We start from the raw sequence: 17,577 nt of genomic DNA, 5'->3' as shown, positions 1-17,577 counted from the left end.
TGCCGATGACCTGTTTTTTGGTTTGGTTGGTTGGTTTCGCTTACGCCAGGTCCTCGGAAATCTGATCTTCATAGGCAAACAGGGACGTCGATCCCCCCGTATGCAAAAAAAGGACATTGTCCTCCGGTTTGAAAAAACCGCTGCGGACAAGACCGATCAGGCCGGCCATGCCCTTTGCCGAATAGACAGGATCAAGAAGAATGCCTTCCTGACGCGCCGTCAACCGGATTGCTTCGAGCGTGGAAGGCGCCGGGATGCCGTAGCCCTCGCCGACATAACCGTCATCGACCAGGATCTTGCCCGCTCCGATTTCGGATCCTCCGAGGTGCGCCAGCGTTTTTTGGGTCGTGGCAAGAACGGCACCGGTCTGCCGTTCCTTCGGCTGGCGCACACTGATCCCCATCACGGGCAGATCATAACCCAGAATGTGGAAACCCGCGACGAGCCCGGCCTGTGTGCCGGAGCTGCCCGTTCCCATGACCATCCACTGAAAGTGGAGGCCGCTGTGGACCGCCTGGTCGACGATCTCCTGTGCACAGTTCGCATATCCGAGCGCACCGGTAGCATTCGACCCACCTCCGGGAATGAAATAGGGCTTGTGCCCGGCGCTTCGGAGGCCCTCCGCGACCGCCAGCGCTTCAGCATTCATGTCGAGCCCGTTTGGCCGGAACTCGAAGGTCGCTCCGAAGAGCTTGTCGAGGAAGACATTGCCGGTCTTCTCGTAGCTTTCGTCCCTGTCGGGAACGCGTCTTTCAAGCAGAACGTGACATTTCATTCCCAGCTTGCAGGCCGCCGCAGCGGACTGGCGCACATGGTTCGACTGGACCGCGCCCTGGGTGACGATCATGTCTGCGCCCTCGCGCATCGCTTCGCCCATCAGGAATTCAAGCTTGCGTGTCTTGTTGCCGCCGGTCGCAAGTCCCGTGCAGTCATCGCGCTTGATATAGAGTTTCGGTCCGCCCAGAAGCGCGCCGAGGCGCGGCATGTCTTCAATGGGTGTGGGCTGATGACACAAATCCACTCTCGGGAACCGGTTGAATTCGATCCGCGCTGTTGCGTTCGGCTGTAGTTTTTCGACGGACATGTTATGGCTCTGCTTAGATTTTCCTCAAGCTCAAAATTGAGGCAAGTTCGGACGCAAATCCAATAGTATGTTTGCATGACATTATGCAAAATTTGCAATATCTTGCGACCTCATGGATATCTATCTGTTCCGGGATCTTTCCCGGTTGCACAGGACGGGCAACTTTTCTCAGGCTGCGGATCTGAGCAATCTGAGCCAGTCCGCCTTTAGCCGGCGGATACGGTCCCTGGAAGGCTGGAGCGGCGTGACGCTTGTCGACCGGTCGCGGCAACCGGTTCGTCTCACGGCTGCCGGTCTGCAGATGCTGGAGGCCGGGCAGCAGGCGCTGGACAGGATCGAGCAGGAGCGCAGCCAGATCCTCGAAGCACAATCACTGCCCGACAAGTATGTCGTGACCTTCGGTGCGCAGCATTCGATTGGCTGGCGTTTCTATCCCGCTTGGCTGCAGGACTTCGAAGAGAGTTTTGGCCCCATCCTGTCGCGATTGCGGGCTGACGATCTTCCCAATTGCATGCGGGATCTCAAGAATGGAGATGTCGATTTCGTCATTGCCTACGAAAGCCGGGAGGTTCGTTACAACGGCCAGGCCGTCGAAAGATCAGGCGGCGGCATGGCAGGCGCCAATGCGCTTACCATCGGTGTTGACAGCCTGGTTCCCGTTTCCAAACCGCAGTCGGATGGCACGCCCCTGTTCAGTTTCAGCACGGACGGCATCGAAATGCCGTTCCTGAGGTTCGGTGAAGACGCGCCCATTGCGCGTCACCTTGAGCCATTGTTCAAGCACACGGGTCTGGGTGACCGGCTCCGGATCGTCTACGAGAATTCCATGGCCGGGGCACTTCGCATCCGCGCGCGAGACGGCATGGGTGTGGCCTGGCTGCCAAAGAGCCTTGTCGCGCCCGACGTGAAGGCGGGCATTCTTGTGCAGACGGGTCCGCCGGATTGGGAGGTGCCGCTTGAGATCAGACTGTTCCGGCACAAACCGCATTCGAATCGTGTTACCCGGGCCATATGGTCCTTTCTCGAGAAGACACAGTTCCGGGGTCTTGCCGTCACCTAGTCACCTGAATCTGAAGTTCGACTCATTTTGCAGCGGTCTTCGAACGAACTTCAGATTCAAGAAGGTGACTAGCAAGTCTATGTTTCGAGTGCGGTTTACGAATTTGAAGTTCGCTTCGGAGACTGCTGAAGCAATGATGCGAACTTCAAATTCACCGCACTAGCCCGGTTAGAGGCGGGCCATGCTCATTCGTTTGAAATCAGCGATGAATCCAGGGCTTCCAGAAGGCGGACCAGAGACGGTTTGATCCGCTCCGCATCTGCGGGACTGAGTGCCGACAGAAGTCTTGTTTCGTGGTCCTGTGCTTCTTCGACAAGCTCCGCGCTCAACGACTGGCCGTCGGCCGTCAGATACACGCGCACGCGCCGTCCGTCTCCCTCGTCGCTTTTTCTGGCGACCAGACCGCGCTTTTCCATCTGATCGACGATGCGCGTCATGCGCGACTGCTCCATGAGCGAAAAGCGCGCCAGTTGGGTGATCATCAGTCCGTCCTGGTCGAACAGGCAGGCAAGGACACGCCACTCCGGAACGCGCAGACCCATCTCGCGCACGCGCGCATGAAACTGAAGGCTGGCCGCCTCGCTCGAGGCTGCCAGAAGATACAGCAGATAAGAAGAAACGAATTTTCCCGGTGCCTGTGTCAATGATTGTCCCCGACGTGAGCGATTGCCCCTCTAACCCGGAAGCTCTTTGAAAGAAGACGACCTGAGAACCTGCCTCATCCTGAGGAGGACCAATCGGTCCGTCTCGAAGGATGTGCGGCAAGCGTATCGAATCGCGTCCCATCTTTCGAGGCTTCGCTACGCTGCGCACCTCAAGATGAGGTTCGCAGGTTGGTGCCGCGGTTGTCTTCAATCGTAGAAGCCTCGGAGAGCCTCTATCTGTCGTTTAGCCCGGAACATTTCGGAAAAAAAGAGGCTTGACTCGAATTATATGAAATTTCATATTTATTCACGGGAGGAGCGACCAGTGAAACTTGTTCTTCAAAGCGTGGATGAGGAAACGGATCGGATCTCCGTATTCAGATTCGCGGCAACGGACGGATCAGCATTGCCCGGCTACGAACCCGGCGCACATGTTGATGTCGATCTCGGACCGGCCGGCATCCGTTCCTATTCCCTGATTGACTGGCCGCAATCGTCCGCGACCCTGGACGTTGCCGTGCAGCGCGAGGAAAACGGACAAGGCGGTTCGAAAGCCATGCACGAACTGGCCGTTGGACAGGAAGTGTCCGCAAGCAGCCCGAAGAATGACTTCCCGCTTGCCGATAATCCCGGTTTCTCGCTTTTGCTCGCAGGCGGCATCGGCATTACGCCGTTGATATCCATGGCAACGCGACTTCAACGCCAGGGCCAGCCTTTCGAACTGCACTATTCGGCCCGCACCGCTTCCAGGATGGGCTTCGCGGAAAGCTTGAAGACCGCGTTCGGCGAGACGGTCATGTTCTATTTCGACGATGCGGAACCGATCGACCTCACCGCGCTGCTGCGGGCCCAACCCGGCGGGACCGATGTTTACATCTGCGGACCGAAAGGCATGATCGACGCGGCGCGCAGCGCGGCATCGGTTGCCGGGATCCCGGAGGGCTCGGTTCACGTTGAGCTTTTCACCTCGCCGGAACCGCAAGCCGGTGACACGTCGTTCGAGGTGGAGGTTCACGAAACCGGACAGGTTGTGACCGTCGGTCCGGGCCAGACGATCATCGAGGCACTCGAGGAAGTCGGTCTTGACGTCATGTATGATTGCCAGCGTGGCGATTGCGGTATCTGCCAGACGGACGTGATCAGTGGCGATCCCGATCACCGCGACGTCGTCCTGTCCGATGCCGAAAAGGCATCCGGCAAGGTCATGCAGATCTGTGTCAGCCGGGCAAAGTCCGCCCGCCTTGTGCTGGATCTGTAGTGGCCATTCACGTTCAGGGTCGCAGACCGGAGGAGGAGCCAGAATGCGGACAGCCAGCGAGATAACCGCCCTTTTCACCGGACCGCAGGTGCACAGGGACGTCTATACCAGCCCCGAGATTTACCGGCTGGAGATGACACATCTTTTCGCGAATACCTGGGTGTTTGTCGGCCACGAAAGCCAGACGCCGAAGAAGGGCGACTATTTCACCACGCAGGTCGGCGACCAGCCTGTCATTCAGGTCCGCCATTCCGACGGCGAGATTTACGTGCTCTACAACCGGTGTCCGCACAAGGGCACCAAGATCGCCATCGACCGGGAAGGCAATACGGGGAAGTTCTTCCGGTGCCCCTATCACGCCTGGTCTTTCAAGACCAACGGCTGCCTTCTCGCGATCCCCCTGAAGAAAGGCTACGAGGACACGGGTTTCGAGCACAGCGAAAGCGCGAGAGGCATGACCCCGGTCGGGGCTGTTCGCAACTATCGCGGCTTCGTATTCGCGCGGCTGGCGCCTGAGGGAATCGGATTTGAAGACTATTTCGGAGGAAGTCTGAGCTCGATCGACAACATGGTCGACCGGTCTCCGGAAGGGCGTCTTGAGATCGCCGGACCGCCCTTGCGGTACATGCACAAGTGCAATTGGAAGATGCTCGTCGAGAACCAGACCGACACCTGCCACCCGATGGTCGCCCACGAAAGTTCTGCCGGAACTGCGGTCAACATCTGGAAGGAGATGGGCAACCCGGAGCCGCGTCCGCCGGCAATGGAGATCATTGCTCCGTTCATGTCGCCCTACGAGTTCTTCGAAAAGATGGGCATCCGCACCTGGCCGAACGGACACGGCCATACCGGCGTCCATCATTCCATTCACTCCGACTACTCCGCGATACCCGGCTATTTTGAAGCCCTTTGCGAGGCCCATGGCGAGGAGCGCGCCAAGGCGATCCTGGATGAGAACCGGCACAACACGGTCTATTTTCCGAACATCATGATCAAGGGGCCGATCCAGCAGCTCAGGAACTTCATTCCGCTCGGGCCGGACAAGACCCTCGTGGAGAGCTACATCTACCGGCTCGTCGGCGCGCCGGATCAGCTGCTGGCGCGAACGGCCATGTATAACCGCATGATCAACGCCCCGACCTCCATTGTCGGGCATGACGACCTGGAAATGTACGAACGGGCGCAGGAAGGCCTGATGACGAACGGCATGGAGTGGGTCAACGTCCAGAGGCTGAGGACGGAGGACGAGGATTTTTCCGAAGAGGCCGTCGAGAACGGCACGACCGAGCGTCAGATGCGCAATCAGTTCGATGCCTGGGTGAAGTTCATGACAGTCTCGATGGAGGACGTGTGATGCCGGTTTCTAAAGAACAGGTCATCGACTTCCTCTATGACGAGGCGCGGATGCTCGACGAAGGCCGCTACGACGAATGGCTGGCGTTATGGCTTGAAGACGGCCACTACTGGATGCCGCTCGACTACAAGCAGACCGATCCGCACCTGGTGACGTCATTGCTTTACGAGGACATGTTCATGCTGCGGCTGCGGGTCGAGCGGCTGAACGGCGCCAGAACCTTCAGTCAGAAACCAAAGAGCCGTTGCCACCACGTCATCCAGCGCCCCTTCATCGACGAGATGAGCGAGGATCGCGTCGTCACGAACACTTCGATGCATTATGTCGAGACACGGCTGGACGAGCAGTTCCTGCTTGCCCTGACCGCCGTGCACGAACTGGCGGTCGTGGACGGCGCGATCAGGATCGCGAACAAGCGGGTCGACATCCTGAACAGTGATGCCGCCTTCGGAAACATTCAGCTCTTGCCTTGAGGCGACGAGATCTCACTCAGTGTCCGGGATGCAGGCGAGCAGTGCCGCTTTCACGTCATCCGGCCAGGGGATCGAAGTATGTTCGTCCAGGTTGCTGGCTGCGAGCACCTGCGTGCTTGACCAGCGTTTCTGACCCTTGCAGCTGATTTCATGATGAATGGTGACCGATGAGCGCCCGACGCGCTGCACCGTGACTTCGAACTCAAGCTCTTCACCGAAGAACGACGGGCTGGAGAAGTCGCTGGATATATGGACCGTCGGCGTGCCCCACCGCTCTTCCCAGATGATCTTGTGCCACGGATAGCCCAGTTCCAGCCAGAACTCCTCATTCACACCGTTGAGGATGTTCAGATAGGACGGAAAATAGGCGGTTCCGGAAATGTCGCAGTCGCCGAAATTGAGCATGCGTTTGGTTTTGAACGGTATTTCCAATGCGTTCCTCCCTGGGTCACAGCCTCAACCATGAACCCGTACCCTTGTCTGTGGGCCACCTATACAACGGAACGGTTCCCGGGTGCATGGGATTTTGCCGGATACAACATTTGTGTTTGCATTTATCGTCCGGTCGGTCAATAATACATGTCGGTACGCAACCCGGACAGGCACCGGGAGTTTCATGTCCGGCCGGACAGGGTTGTAACCGGCGAAGCACTGGAAAAAGAGTGTCTTGTCATGCGCTTACTGGAATAACCGGGAGCATGATCGGGCATCGTTGAAACAAGATTTGAGCTTTCGTTCGTTGCGAGAAATATATGCAGTTTCATATTTCTTGACAAGCAGACGAGTTGAATGGAAGATTTGAAGGTCGGTCTCGGGCGCGGAGGAATTGCCCTTTTGAGACACATTCCGAGGGAGAGGAAAATGAAGTCGCTTATAAGGATCGCAGGTGCCACGGCCGTTTCGCTCTGCTTGAGCGTATCTGCGCTTTCGGCTGAAACTGTTCTGAAAATTTCAAGCTGGCTGCCGCCGACACACGGCATTAATACGGAAATCTTCGCCAGTCTCATCGACATGATGGAAAAGTCGACGGATGGCGAGGTCTCCGGTGAACTGGTCTTCGGTCTCGCACCACCGCCCGCCCAGATGGACCTGATCCTCGATGGCGCGGCTGACATTGCCATCATCTTCCACGGCTATCAGCCCGGACGGTTCGTGGCGACCAAGCTGATCGAACTTCCCGGCTACGAAGGCAGCGCCGAGGCGGCCTCCGTTGCCTATTGGCGCGTGCACGAGGAACATCTCGACAAGCTCGATGAACACCGTGGTGTAAAGGTTATCTCTCTCAACACTCATGGTCCGGGACAGATCCATTCCAGCAAGGATGTTGCAAGCCTTGCCGACATGGACGGTCTGAAGACCCGGATTGGCGGCGGGGTTGCCGGTGATGTCGGAGCGGCGCTGGGCCTGATCGGCATCAACGTGCCGGCTCCCAAGGTCTATGAAACACTCGATTCCGGCGCGGCCGACGCCGTTGCCATGAATGTCGGTGAACGCGTTGGCTTTAAGCTGAACGAGGTTGCCAAGAACCTCTATGACATGCCCGGCGGGCTTTATCGCGGCTCTTTCGCGATCATCATGAGCCAGGAAAAGTTCGACAGCCTGCCCGAGGAAGTACAGAAGGCGCTTGACGAGAACGTCTTTGGTGAACCTGCAAGCCGCATGGCTGGGGCTGCCTGGGACAAGTCCGACATGATTGCCTATGAGGCGACCAAGAGCGCCGAAGGCACCAAGATCACGCCTGCGAACGAAGGCGATGTTGCCGCATTCGAGAAAATCGCAGACGAAGTCAAGGCCAAGGTACTGGCGGAATTGACCGAAGCCGGCCTCGACGCCGAGGCGGCCTATGAAATGGTCAAGAAAGAAATGGCGGGCAACTGACCGCAACAGGTGGTCCGGCGCCCTCCGGACCACCGGCTTTCCAAAGGAACAGACGTGTCGCATTTTCTGAAGCTTGCAGCCAGGCTGCCGGCCGTTCTTGCCGCGCTCGCGCTTTTTGTCCTGATGGTCATGACATTCTGTGATGTCGTGCTGCGATCGGTCTTCAATGCGCCGATCGAAGTGGCGGCGGACATGACCCGTCTTCTGATGGCGATCACGGTGTTTTCGGTGCTGCCGGTCGTATCGGCACAGGGTGGCCATATCAGCGTTGACCTGCTCGACGGTTTCTTCAAGCGGCGACACCTCACACGCTGGCGGGATGCCTTCACCAATCTCTTTTGCGGCGTCATCCTGATCTGGCCGGCCGAGCGCGTCTATGTTCTGGCCGAACGCAGCCGGTCCTATGGCGACGTCATGGAGTATCTGCGGCTGCCGCTTCATTTTGTTGGCTGGTTCATTGCCGCGGTCACCGCAATCACCGCCGTTGTTCTGATCGTCCGGGGCCTCGGTTATCTGTTTGCACCGAAACTGATGGGCGGATCGGATGCTTGAAGGTCTTCTCGGGTTTGCGGCAGTGCTCGTTCTGGTCATGCTGCGCATTCCGATTGCCTTTGCCATGGGCTTTGTCGGCATGGTCGGCTTCATGCTCGAGACCAGTTACCGGGCCTCCATTTCCATGGCGGCACGCCTGATCATCGACACCAGCCAGGACTACGGCCTCTCCGTGGTTCCCCTGTTCATCCTGATGGGCCTGTTCGTGAACAAGGCGGGTATCAGCCGCGAACTCTACGCGGCCTCCAATGCGTTTCTCGGCCATCTGCGCGGCGGGCTCGCGATGGCGACCATCGTCGCCTGCGGCGGATTCGCCGCCATATCAGGATCATCGCTTGCCACGGCCGCGACCATGTCGAAGGTCGCGATGCCCGAGATGCGCCGCTTCAATTACAGCGACAAGCTGTCGACGGCCTCGATCGCCGCGGGTGGAACGCTGGGTATCCTGATCCCGCCCTCCGTCATTCTCGTGATCTACGGCCTGTTGACGGAGACCTCCATCGGCAAGCTTTTCGTGGCCGGAGTCATTCCGGGTCTGATCGGCATCGTGCTCTATCTCGTAGCCGTCAAGTTCACGGTCTGGCGCGATCCGGACGCCGGTCCGGCCGGTCCTCGGGCGAGTTTTGCGGAAAGACTGGCCGCGCTGAAGGACGTCTGGGCTGTTCTGCTGCTGTTTTTCCTGGTTATTGGCGGTCTCTATGGCGTGTTCGACATTCCGCCGCTCAACCTGAGTTTTTCTCCGACGGAAGCGGCCGGGATGGGCGCGATGGGGGCCTTCCTGATCGCGATCGCCCGGCGGCGCCTGTCGCTGTCAGATACGTTTGACGCCCTGCGTGAGACGGCCATGACAACGGCCGGACTGTTCGCGGTTCTGATCGGTGCCTGGATTTTTTCCAACTTCGTCAATGTCGCCGGTCTGCCGGCGGCGCTCAGCAATCTGGTGACAGCCTATGATCTGCCGCCCTGGGTGGTCATGTGCATCATCCTCTTGATCTATATCGCGCTCGGCTGCGTCTTCGAGAGCCTGTCCATGTTGCTCCTCACGGTCCCGATCTTCTTCCCGATTGTGACCGGGCTCGGCTACGATCCGATCTGGTTCGGGATCATCGTCGTGGTTGTCACTGAGATCAGTCTCATCACACCACCGGTCGGCCTGAACGTCTTCGTCTTGAGAGCCGTGGTCCGGGACGTGCCGACAGCGACGATTTTCAAGGGTGTGACGCCGTTCTGGATGGTGGACATCATCCGCCTGCTGCTGCTCCTGTCGGTGCCTGCCCTGGTTCTGTTTCTGCCCAGCCAGATGTAGTCGGGTCGCTGAACTTGCGATCCGGTTCCGGTTCGCCCGAAGCATCTGGTGTCACACAGCTCTTGACCTGACGCGATGATCTTTTCCATCATCGTCCGACCGGTTTCGGAAATTTCCGCGACCTTGCTCCGCTTTTGCGGATAACCCGAGTCGCTGCATGAACCTGCATTCCTCCCCGCTCGCCGCGGACGCCTTCATCAAGGCCAGACATCGCATCGCGGGATCGGTCCTGCGCACGCCGGTTGTTCCCTCGCAAAGCCTGACGCAGATGTGTGGTAGCCCCGTCCATCTCAAGCTTGAACACTTGCAAACGACCGGGAGTTTCAAGCTGCGCGGAGCCACCAACGCGGTTCTGTCACTCGACGATGATTCCCGCCGCAATGGTGTTGTCGGCGTGTCGACCGGCAACCACGGACGCGGGCTTGCCTTTGCGGCAAAACAGGCCGGCATCGGGTGCATCATCTGCATGTCGCGTCTTGTCCCGCAAAACAAGGTCGACGGGATCCAGGCGCTCGGAGCGGAGGTGCGTATCGTCGGAACGTCCCAGGACGAGGCACAGGTCGAAGTCGATCGTCTGGTCGCCGACGCAGGGATGACGCTGATACCTCCGTTTGATCATGCGGATGTCATCGCCGGTCAGGGAACGGTGGGGCTCGAAATCCTGGAAGATGTTCCGGAGGTTGAAACTGTGCTCGTGCCCCTGTCCGGCGGCGGGCTCATCTCCGGGGTGGCGGCTGCCGTCAAGGCTGCGAAACCGGATGTGCGGATTACAGGCGTTTCCATGGAGCGCGGCGCGGCGATGGCCGCCTCGCTGGACGCAGGGAACCCTGTTCAGGTGCCGGAGCTGCCGACGCTGGCGGACTCGCTTGGCGGCGGCATCGGCCTCGACAATCAGTACACCTTCCGACTTACCCGCGATCTCGTTGATCAGACCGTGCTCCTGAGTGAGGCGGAAATCGCCGATGGCATCCGGCATGCCTATTTGAACGAGCGTCAGGTGGTGGAAGGATCCGGCGCGGTCTGCCTTGCCGCGATTCTGGCGGAAAAGGCCGAACTTTCCGGCCCGGTCGTCGCGTTGTTGACCGGCTGCAATATCGACATGACCATGCACAGGCGCATCATCTGCGGGGAAACCGTGGATCCGATACACGAAGGGGAGGGCTGAGGAATGCCCGGGATCAGGATACTCACCGAGACGGATCTCCGCGAAATCGTCAAGCTGGATATGGAGGTGGTTGCGTGCGTCGAGCGCGCCTTTTCGCTTCTGGCGGCCGGCGGGGTCGAGATGCCGCCGATCATGTCAATGCTGATCCCTCCCTTCCACGGTGAAGTCGACGTCAAGACCGCCTTTGTCCCGGGTATCGACAGCTATGCCATCAAGATGGCATCCGGGTTCTTCGACAATCCGAAACAGGGTCTGCCAAGCGCATCAGGACTGATGGTCCTGTTTTCCGCGCGGTCCGGCTTTGTCGAGGCGGTGCTCCTGGACAATGGCTACCTGACAGACATTCGCACCGCGGCGGCCGGCGCCGTGGCGGCAAAACACTTGGCCCCGGAAACGGCTGCAACGGCATGTATCGTCGGCGCCGGTGCGCAGGCAAAGCTTCAGCTTCAGGCCCTGTGCCTTGTCCGGCCCATCGAGAAAGTTTCGTTCTGGGCGAGGGACATCTTAAAAGCACAGGCGGCAGCGGAGGAGGTGGCTGACGTGCTCGGCATTCAGGCGAGCGCCGCCTCACAACTTGAGCAGGGGGTGCGTGAAGCAGACGTCATTGTCACCACGACACCGAGTACGGAGCCGCTGCTCCGGGCAGACTGGCTGCGCGCCGGACATCATGTGACTGCGATGGGCTCGGACCAGGAGCACAAGCTGGAGCTGGAACCGGCCTGTCTCGCCGCAGCCGATCTCTATGTTCCCGACAGGCAGTCGCAAACGGAAATACTGGGTGAACTGCACCACGCGATTTCAGCCGGCATTGTTCCGGCAAGCCGGCAGTTCGATGAACTCGGCGACATCGTGGCCGGAAAGGCCAGGGGGCGCAGCGATGCAAAGCAGATCACCATCTGCGATCTGACGGGGACCGGTATTCAGGATACCGCCATCGCGACCTTTGCACGTGAGCGCGCGGACGCCTCGGGATTCGGAACAGATATCAACGCCTAACGTTTAACCGGACCAGCCGCATGATCGAACCGAAGCTGCACTTTTCCAGGCACGAATACCAGAGCAGGATTGCCAGGACGCGCCACGCGATGGAGGCGGCGGGCGTTGACCTCATCCTCGTCTCCGATCCGTCCAACATGGCCTGGCTCACCGGGTATGACGGCTGGTCCTTCTACGTGCATCAGGCTGTCTTGCTTGAACTGGAGGGGGATCCCGTCTGGTTTGGGCGCGGGCAGGATGCGCAAGGCGCGCTTCGGACCTGTTTCATGCATCCGGACAATATCATTGGTTATCCCGATCACTATGTGCAGTCGACCGAGCGCCATCCGATGGACGTCTTGGCCGCGCGCATCGACGCGCGCGGTTCAGGGGTACTGCGCATCGGCGTTGAGATGGACAATTACTGGTTCAGCGCCGCAAGCCTTGCCGCGCTCCAGAAAGGTCTGCCGAACGCGCGTTTCCAGGATGTGACGGGACTGGTGAACTGGCAGCGTGCAGTCAAATCCGATCGGGAACTCACCTACATGCGCACAGCGGGTAAGTTCGTCGAGAAGATCCACGCCCGCATTCTGGAAAAGGCGGAGCCGGGCCTGCGCAAATGTGATCTCGTCGCGGATATATATGACGCCGGATTGCGCTACGATCCGGAGCTCGGAGCAGGCGGCGATTACCCTGCGATTGTTCCCCTGCTGCCGTCCGGCAGCGACGCCGCAGCCCCCCATCTCACCTGGGACGACAAGCCCATGAAATCGGGCGAGGGCACGTTTTTCGAAGTCGCCGGCGCCTATCGCCGTTACCATTGCCCGCTCTCCAGAACCCTGTTCCTCGGTAAACCCACGCAGACCTTCCTTGACGCGGAAAAGGCCGTTCTGGAAGGCATGGAGGCAGGGCTGGAAGCGGCAAGGGCGGGAAATCTCTGCGAGGATATTGCGCTCGCTTTCTTCGCGGTTCTGAAGAAACACGGCATCACCAAGGACAATCGGACGGGGTATCCCATCGGCATTTCATATCCGCCCGACTGGGGCGAACGCACCATGTCGCTGCGAAGCGGCGACAAGTCGGTGCTTGAGGAGAACATGACGTTTCACTTCATGACGGGGCTCTGGATGGAAGACTGGGGGTTCGAGATCACCGAGAGCATCGTCATCCGCGACGGTGCGCCGGAGTGTCTTGCAAGCGTCCCGCGCAAACTGTTCGTGAAGGACTGACGATGGCGCAGAATCCGATCGTCCCGACAATTCCCTTTGACGAAGACGGGGTCCACCACGGTTACCTCCGCCTGCCCTACAGCCGCGACGATTCTGCCTGGGGCTCGGTCATGATTCCCCTCACCGTGATCCGGAACGGTGACGGGCCAACCGCGCTGCTCACCGGTGGCAACCACGGTGACGAATACGAAGGGCCGGTCGCGCTGATGGACCTTGCGCAGTCGCTTGCCCAAAGCGATGTGCAGGGCCGCGTCATCATCGTGCCTGCATTCAACTTTCCTGCGTTTCAAGCAGGAACACGGACCTCTCCGATCGACAAGGGCAACCTGAACAGGTCTTTTCCCGGGCGGCCGGATGGCACGGTGACGGAAAAGATCGCGCATTACTTCGACAGTGTCCTGATCCCGCTGGCGGACATCGTCCTCGACTTTCATTCAGGCGGCAAGACGCTGGATTTCGTGCCGTTTGCGTCCGCGCACGTCCTTGACGACAACGATCAGCAGGCTGCATGTGTCGCCGCAGCCCGTGCCTTCAACGCGCCCTATACGGCGATCATGCTGGAGATCGACAGCACCGGCATGTACGACACGGCGGTCGAGGACAAGGGAAAGATCTTCGTCACGACCGAACTCGGCGGTGGCGGCACCGTAACGGCCCGCACGGCCGCGATCGCGAAAAAGGGCGTCCGCAATTTTTTGAAACATGCCGGTATCCTTCCAGGTGAAGTTGAGCTGGAGAAAAGCATTTCGCTGGATATGCCGGACGGGGATTGCTTCGTCTTCAGCGAAAGCGAAGGCATGATCGAACCGCTGGTCGATCTCGGTGAAGACGTCTCAAAGGGAGACGTGCTCGCAAGGGTCTGGCCAACCGCAAGGACAGGCATTGCTCCGGCGGAATACCGGGCGAAACGGTCCGGTATCCTCATGGCCAGGCATTTTCCCGGGCTCATCAAGTCCGGAGATTGTCTTGCTGTGGTGGCAGCAGTCGTGTGACCTGCGCGATACCGGTCACTTGGACGTCTGATCGCCGGCTGACGTGTCGAGGCTGGCAAGATAGGTCAGGATAATGTCCTGTACGGTTCTGTCTTCGATACCGACATGCCGCATCTTTGTGCCCGGCAGGAATCCGGTGTTGTCTTCCATCCACGCGCGCAAGGCAGCGGGTGTCCAGACAATGCCTGAACTCGCAAGCGCTTCGGAATAATCGTAGCCCGAAAATGTGCCCGCGCCGCGTCCGATGATGTTTTCGAGTGGAGGGCCGTAGCTCGAGTCGCTGGAGTCAGGTGCGTGGCATCGCCGGCACTCGACCCTGTAGAGCATTTCTCCCGCCGTGATCTTGGCCTGCTCAAACACCTCGGCTGCCTCCAGGGACTGGGTGAACGTCAGTGCTGCCGCCGCGAGCAAGATCGTCCTGATCGACATGGGTTTTCTCCTCTCCTGAATGGCAGTGAGTCAACGCCGGCAACGGCGGAGCAACGTTGATCTGCATCAACGGTTTTCTTGGCCTTTGGTACAGGCGGCGTCACCCACTCTGCACTAAAGGACAGTTGCGTCGCCCGACACCTGCGGAAAAACTGCGAACCATGGAGGAGAGACACCCAGGAACGCGAGGGACGGGTCGCGTGCTGGCGCAGCTGATGATTTGCGCGGGCGCGATACTCCTGTTTGCGGTTTCGCTGGCAGGCGCCCTGGAACTGGAGCGGGAGGAAGCCGCCCGCTACATTCAGCCGCCCTATCAGTTGGGTGATCTGATCGAGGGTGATGTTTACGAACTGATCAACCTGGATGGCCGGGTGGCGGGATACGCCTTCGAGACGCAACACCTGGCTCCGCTGCCGGGGTTTTCAGGCGCCCCGATCAATCTCTTCGTTATACTGACGCTTGAAGGGCGGCTGATCGACGTCGATATCATTTCCCACAACGAACCGATCTTCGTCTCCGGTCTGGGTGAGGCTCCGTTTCAGGATTTCATTGCCCAATACAAGGGCTATTCCATCACCGACAGCCTCGTGATCGGTGTTCCCTATGGAGACGGGGGAAGCGGCTCGTCTCTGGTCTATCTCGACGGCGTCACCAAGGCGACGGCCAGTGTGCGGATCGCCCACGAAACCCTGCTTGCGGCAGCCCTCAAGGTTGCCCGCGAAAAGATGCAGGGAATTGGCGGCAGCGCGGCGGCCGAGCCGAACCTGGACTACACGGAAGACCTGACCTGGTCACAACTGGTCGAGGAGGGAATTGCCGGCCGGCGGGTGGTCACCAATCGCGAGGTCGACGAGGCGTTCGCGGAGACGGTTTGGGCAGATGACGACCCTCTGGCCAAGGACGAACCGGACGCAGTCTATCTCGATCTCTGGGTGGTCGATCTCGGCCCGCCTGCGATCGCCGAAGCGGTCCTGGAACCTGACAGCCTGCGTCAGCTGAAAAATTTCCGGGAGTTGTCTCCGGAAGACGAGCCGCTTCTGGTGATCGATGCGGGACGGCACGGGCTGGTGACAGAGGACTTTGTCCGCAACACCAGTCCCGACCTGATCACCGCAAGCCAGAACGGGTTGCCGATCTCACTTCGCGATGCCGATCTTGACGTCGAGTTGCGCGATGGCATACCCGGCGAAGTCGCCATGATCCTGCGCACCGACCGCCGCCTCGGGTTCGATCCGACCAGCGAGTGGACGCTGTCAGTCCGGGCAGTCCGGGAACACGGATCCTTCAGACCTGAGATCGGCACGGTCGATTTCAGCATTCTACACCAGACCGACGAGCGTTTTTTTATCCGGGACGAGCCGCCGGCACCAGTGCCGGTATGGCGTCAGGCCGTGGACGCGCGCTCCGGAGATCTGATCGTTCTGGCGGGCGGGCTCGCCATGCTGGTGCCTCTCCTTTTCCTGGGTCAGTCGAAGCTGGCGGGCTTCCGCTACTACACGGCCTTTCGCCTCACCATTCTTGCCGGTGTGATCGGGTTCGTCGGCTGGTGGGGACAGGGACAGTTGTCGATCGCGACGGTGCTTGGCGTCGTGCGCGGCGTGTTTGAGGGGCAAAGCCTGGCGTTCCTCCTGTACGATCCGTTTTCGCTTCTGATCTGGGGCGTTGTAATTTTGACCTTCGTGTTGTGGGGACGCGGCTTCTTCTGCGGCTGGATGTGTCCGTTCGGGGCCATGCAGGAATTCATGCACCATGCCGGGCGCCTGTTGCGCCTGCCGCAGATCCGGGTGCCGGACCGGATCGATCGCTGGCTTGTAAAGCTCAAATACGTCATCCTGGCGGGCATGGTCGCGCTGATCTTCACAGCGCCGTCCTATCTCGATGCCGCCATCGAGGTCGAACCGTTCAAGACGGCCATTACGACATTCTTCGTGCGCGAGTGGTACTACGTTCTTTATTGCGTCGGGCTGCTGGCTCTCAGCATGATGGTGTTCAAGGGTTTCTGCCGTTACATCTGTCCGCTTGGGGCCGTCATGGCGATCGGCGGGTTCTTGAGATTGCGCAGCTGGATCCCGCGGCGTGCCGCCTGCGGAAGCCCGTGTCAGCTCTGCCGTGTGAAGTGCAACTACAATGCAATCAAGCCGAGCGGCGGCATTCGCTACGACGAATGCTTCCAGTGCCTCGATTGTGTGACCATTCATGACGACGACACTCAGTGCGTTCCTCTTGTGCTGGCCAAGCGCGGGAGGCAGCTTTGACCACGACGCGGCGCCGCTTCCTGACGATCATGGCCGGGTGCTCCGCGTCGGCCGCCGCATTGCGGCCGGCCCGCGCCGAGCCGGTCATCTGGCGCGGACGCGCCCTTGGCGCACAGGCGGAGATCAGGCTGTTCGGCGCGGACCGGGAGCAGGCGAAACAGGCCCTGCTTGCGGCTCGCGATACGATCCAGCGCATGGAAAAGCTGTTTTCGCTCTACATTCACGATTCCGCCCTCAACACATTGAATGCCAGCGGCGTCCTGACATTGCCGCCGGAATTCGCACGTCTGATGGACATCGTCGACAAGTTGCATGACTTGAGCGGAGGTTTGTTCGACCCTACGGTGCAGCCACTGATGGTCGCACTTGCGCGGTCACCGGAAGAGCTTACGACGGTCGAGCGGCACTTGATCGCCGAGCGGATCGGCTGGACCAAGGTTCAACGGCATCAGTCGGAACTGTCCTTTTCGGTCCCCGGAATGGCCATGACACTCAACGGCATCGCCCAGGGGTTTGCGACGGACCGGGTCAGCGACGTCTTGAATGCGCACGGGTTCGACCCGCATCTTGTACATGTCGGCGAGTATCGTGCCCGCTCAAGACCCGCCCGTATCGGCATCGCAAGCGCATCCGGGGCCGTGCTCGACACGCTGCAACTCCACGATTCTGCTGTTGCGACATCAGCCCCTAGCGGGACACGTTTTCAGAACGGGAGCGGCCACATTGTCCCGCCCGGTCCCGGCGCAAGCGACCCGCGATGGCAGTCTGTGACCGTCCAGGCGGAAACGGCCGCAACAGCGGACGGGTTGTCGACCGCGCTGGCGCTCACGTCGTCGACGGACCTTGCAGAGATGGCGGTGTCAGAAGGACATGCAACGGCAATCTGGTTCCAGGATGTCGATGGCCACTTGATCCGCGTCTGA

General features: G+C 59.8%; 17 protein-coding genes. 13 read left to right on the top strand and 4 right to left on the bottom strand.

Going from position 1 to position 17,577, the window contains the following annotated elements; all coding sequences use genetic code 11:
• Positions 1 to 40: 40 nt before the first annotated feature.
• Entirely contained in the window at positions 41 to 1,084 is a 1,044-nt protein-coding gene (locus RDA78_RS05365) for a D-cysteine desulfhydrase (protein ID WP_434054323.1), read from the bottom strand.
• A gap of 112 nt (positions 1,085 to 1,196) precedes the next feature.
• Here RDA78_RS05365 and RDA78_RS05360 point away from each other — a divergent pair, with 112 nt between their 5' ends.
• Entirely contained in the window at positions 1,197 to 2,144 is a 948-nt protein-coding gene (locus RDA78_RS05360; RefSeq protein WP_434054322.1) for a LysR family transcriptional regulator, read from the top strand.
• A gap of 185 nt (positions 2,145 to 2,329) precedes the next feature.
• Here RDA78_RS05360 and RDA78_RS05355 read toward each other — a convergent pair whose 3' ends face one another.
• Positions 2,330 to 2,788 carry a MarR family winged helix-turn-helix transcriptional regulator gene (locus RDA78_RS05355; RefSeq protein ID WP_434054321.1) on the bottom strand — a complete coding sequence of 153 codons (459 nt, stop codon included), beginning with the start codon at positions 2,786 to 2,788 and terminating at the stop codon, positions 2,330 to 2,332.
• 325 nt (positions 2,789 to 3,113) lie between these two features.
• Between RDA78_RS05355 and RDA78_RS05350 the strand changes: the two genes are divergently transcribed.
• From RDA78_RS05350 to RDA78_RS05340, 3 genes are read left to right on the top strand one after another with little or no spacing between them, the layout of a single operon-like run.
• A complete protein-coding gene (locus tag RDA78_RS05350) occupies positions 3,114 to 4,046 on the top strand; it encodes a PDR/VanB family oxidoreductase (protein ID WP_434054320.1) in 933 nt (310 codons plus the stop codon).
• A 43-nt stretch (positions 4,047 to 4,089) separates the two neighbouring features.
• Entirely contained in the window at positions 4,090 to 5,400 is a 1,311-nt protein-coding gene (locus tag RDA78_RS05345; protein WP_434054319.1) for an aromatic ring-hydroxylating dioxygenase subunit alpha, read from the top strand.
• The gene (locus RDA78_RS05340) at positions 5,400 to 5,873 is read left to right on the top strand and encodes an aromatic-ring-hydroxylating dioxygenase subunit beta (protein WP_434054318.1); all 474 of its coding nucleotides are present in this window, start codon (positions 5,400 to 5,402) and stop codon (positions 5,871 to 5,873) included. Before RDA78_RS05345 ends, RDA78_RS05340 begins: the two co-directional genes overlap by 1 nt.
• A 12-nt stretch (positions 5,874 to 5,885) precedes the next feature.
• Here the strand turns inward: RDA78_RS05340 and RDA78_RS05335 are convergent, their stop codons facing one another.
• Positions 5,886 to 6,305, bottom strand: coding sequence for an acyl-CoA thioesterase (locus RDA78_RS05335; protein WP_434054317.1), 420 nt, complete (start codon positions 6,303 to 6,305; stop codon positions 5,886 to 5,888).
• 429 nt (positions 6,306 to 6,734) lie between these two features.
• Here RDA78_RS05335 and RDA78_RS05330 point away from each other — a divergent pair, with 429 nt between their 5' ends.
• From RDA78_RS05330 to doeB, 7 genes are all read left to right on the top strand, one after another.
• Entirely contained in the window at positions 6,735 to 7,751 is a 1,017-nt protein-coding gene (locus tag RDA78_RS05330) for a TRAP transporter substrate-binding protein (RefSeq protein ID WP_434054316.1), read from the top strand.
• Between the two features lie 54 nt (positions 7,752 to 7,805).
• Complete coding sequence (locus RDA78_RS05325; RefSeq protein WP_434054315.1) at positions 7,806 to 8,303, top strand: TRAP transporter small permease; 498 nt, start codon at positions 7,806 to 7,808, stop codon at positions 8,301 to 8,303.
• Positions 8,296 to 9,609, top strand: a complete 1,314-nt coding sequence (locus RDA78_RS05320; protein WP_434054314.1) for a TRAP transporter large permease — start codon at positions 8,296 to 8,298, stop codon at positions 9,607 to 9,609. The genes RDA78_RS05325 and RDA78_RS05320 overlap by 8 nt, the downstream gene beginning before the upstream one ends.
• 157 nt (positions 9,610 to 9,766) lie before the next feature.
• Positions 9,767 to 10,774: a hydroxyectoine utilization dehydratase EutB gene (gene eutB, locus RDA78_RS05315; protein WP_434054313.1), complete on the top strand. Its 1,008-nt coding sequence runs from the start codon at positions 9,767 to 9,769 to the stop codon at positions 10,772 to 10,774.
• A 3-nt stretch (positions 10,775 to 10,777) separates the two neighbouring features.
• A complete protein-coding gene (locus RDA78_RS05310) occupies positions 10,778 to 11,770 on the top strand; it encodes a cyclodeaminase (RefSeq protein ID WP_434054312.1) in 993 nt (330 codons plus the stop codon).
• Between the two features lie 20 nt (positions 11,771 to 11,790).
• Positions 11,791 to 12,978 (top strand): ectoine hydrolase DoeA, encoded by a 1,188-nt coding sequence (gene doeA / locus RDA78_RS05305; protein ID WP_434054311.1) that lies wholly within the window; start codon positions 11,791 to 11,793, stop codon positions 12,976 to 12,978.
• Positions 12,979 to 12,980: 2 nt separating this feature from the next.
• Positions 12,981 to 13,970: a N(2)-acetyl-L-2,4-diaminobutanoate deacetylase DoeB gene (doeB, locus tag RDA78_RS05300; RefSeq protein WP_434054310.1), complete on the top strand. Its 990-nt coding sequence runs from the start codon at positions 12,981 to 12,983 to the stop codon at positions 13,968 to 13,970.
• A 15-nt stretch (positions 13,971 to 13,985) separates the two neighbouring features.
• On the opposite strand, the gene RDA78_RS05295 is transcribed toward doeB, so the two are convergent.
• Positions 13,986 to 14,399, bottom strand: a complete 414-nt coding sequence (locus RDA78_RS05295; RefSeq protein WP_434054309.1) for a c-type cytochrome — start codon at positions 14,397 to 14,399, stop codon at positions 13,986 to 13,988.
• Between the two features lie 200 nt (positions 14,400 to 14,599).
• Here RDA78_RS05295 and RDA78_RS05290 point away from each other — a divergent pair, with 200 nt between their 5' ends.
• Together RDA78_RS05290 and RDA78_RS05285 are read left to right on the top strand one after the other, a co-directional pair.
• Positions 14,600 to 16,654 (top strand): 4Fe-4S binding protein, encoded by a 2,055-nt coding sequence (locus RDA78_RS05290; RefSeq protein WP_434054308.1) that lies wholly within the window; start codon positions 14,600 to 14,602, stop codon positions 16,652 to 16,654.
• Positions 16,651 to 17,577 carry an FAD:protein FMN transferase gene (locus RDA78_RS05285; RefSeq protein ID WP_434054307.1) on the top strand — a complete coding sequence of 309 codons (927 nt, stop codon included), beginning with the start codon at positions 16,651 to 16,653 and terminating at the stop codon, positions 17,575 to 17,577. Before RDA78_RS05290 ends, RDA78_RS05285 begins: the two co-directional genes overlap by 4 nt.

It is taken from the genome of Roseibium sp. (genome assembly GCF_051016195.1).
Classification (GTDB): domain Bacteria; phylum Pseudomonadota; class Alphaproteobacteria; order Rhizobiales; family Stappiaceae; genus Roseibium.
The sequence above is the reverse complement of the archived record's forward strand: the minus strand, read 5'-3'. Positions and strand labels throughout refer to the sequence as shown.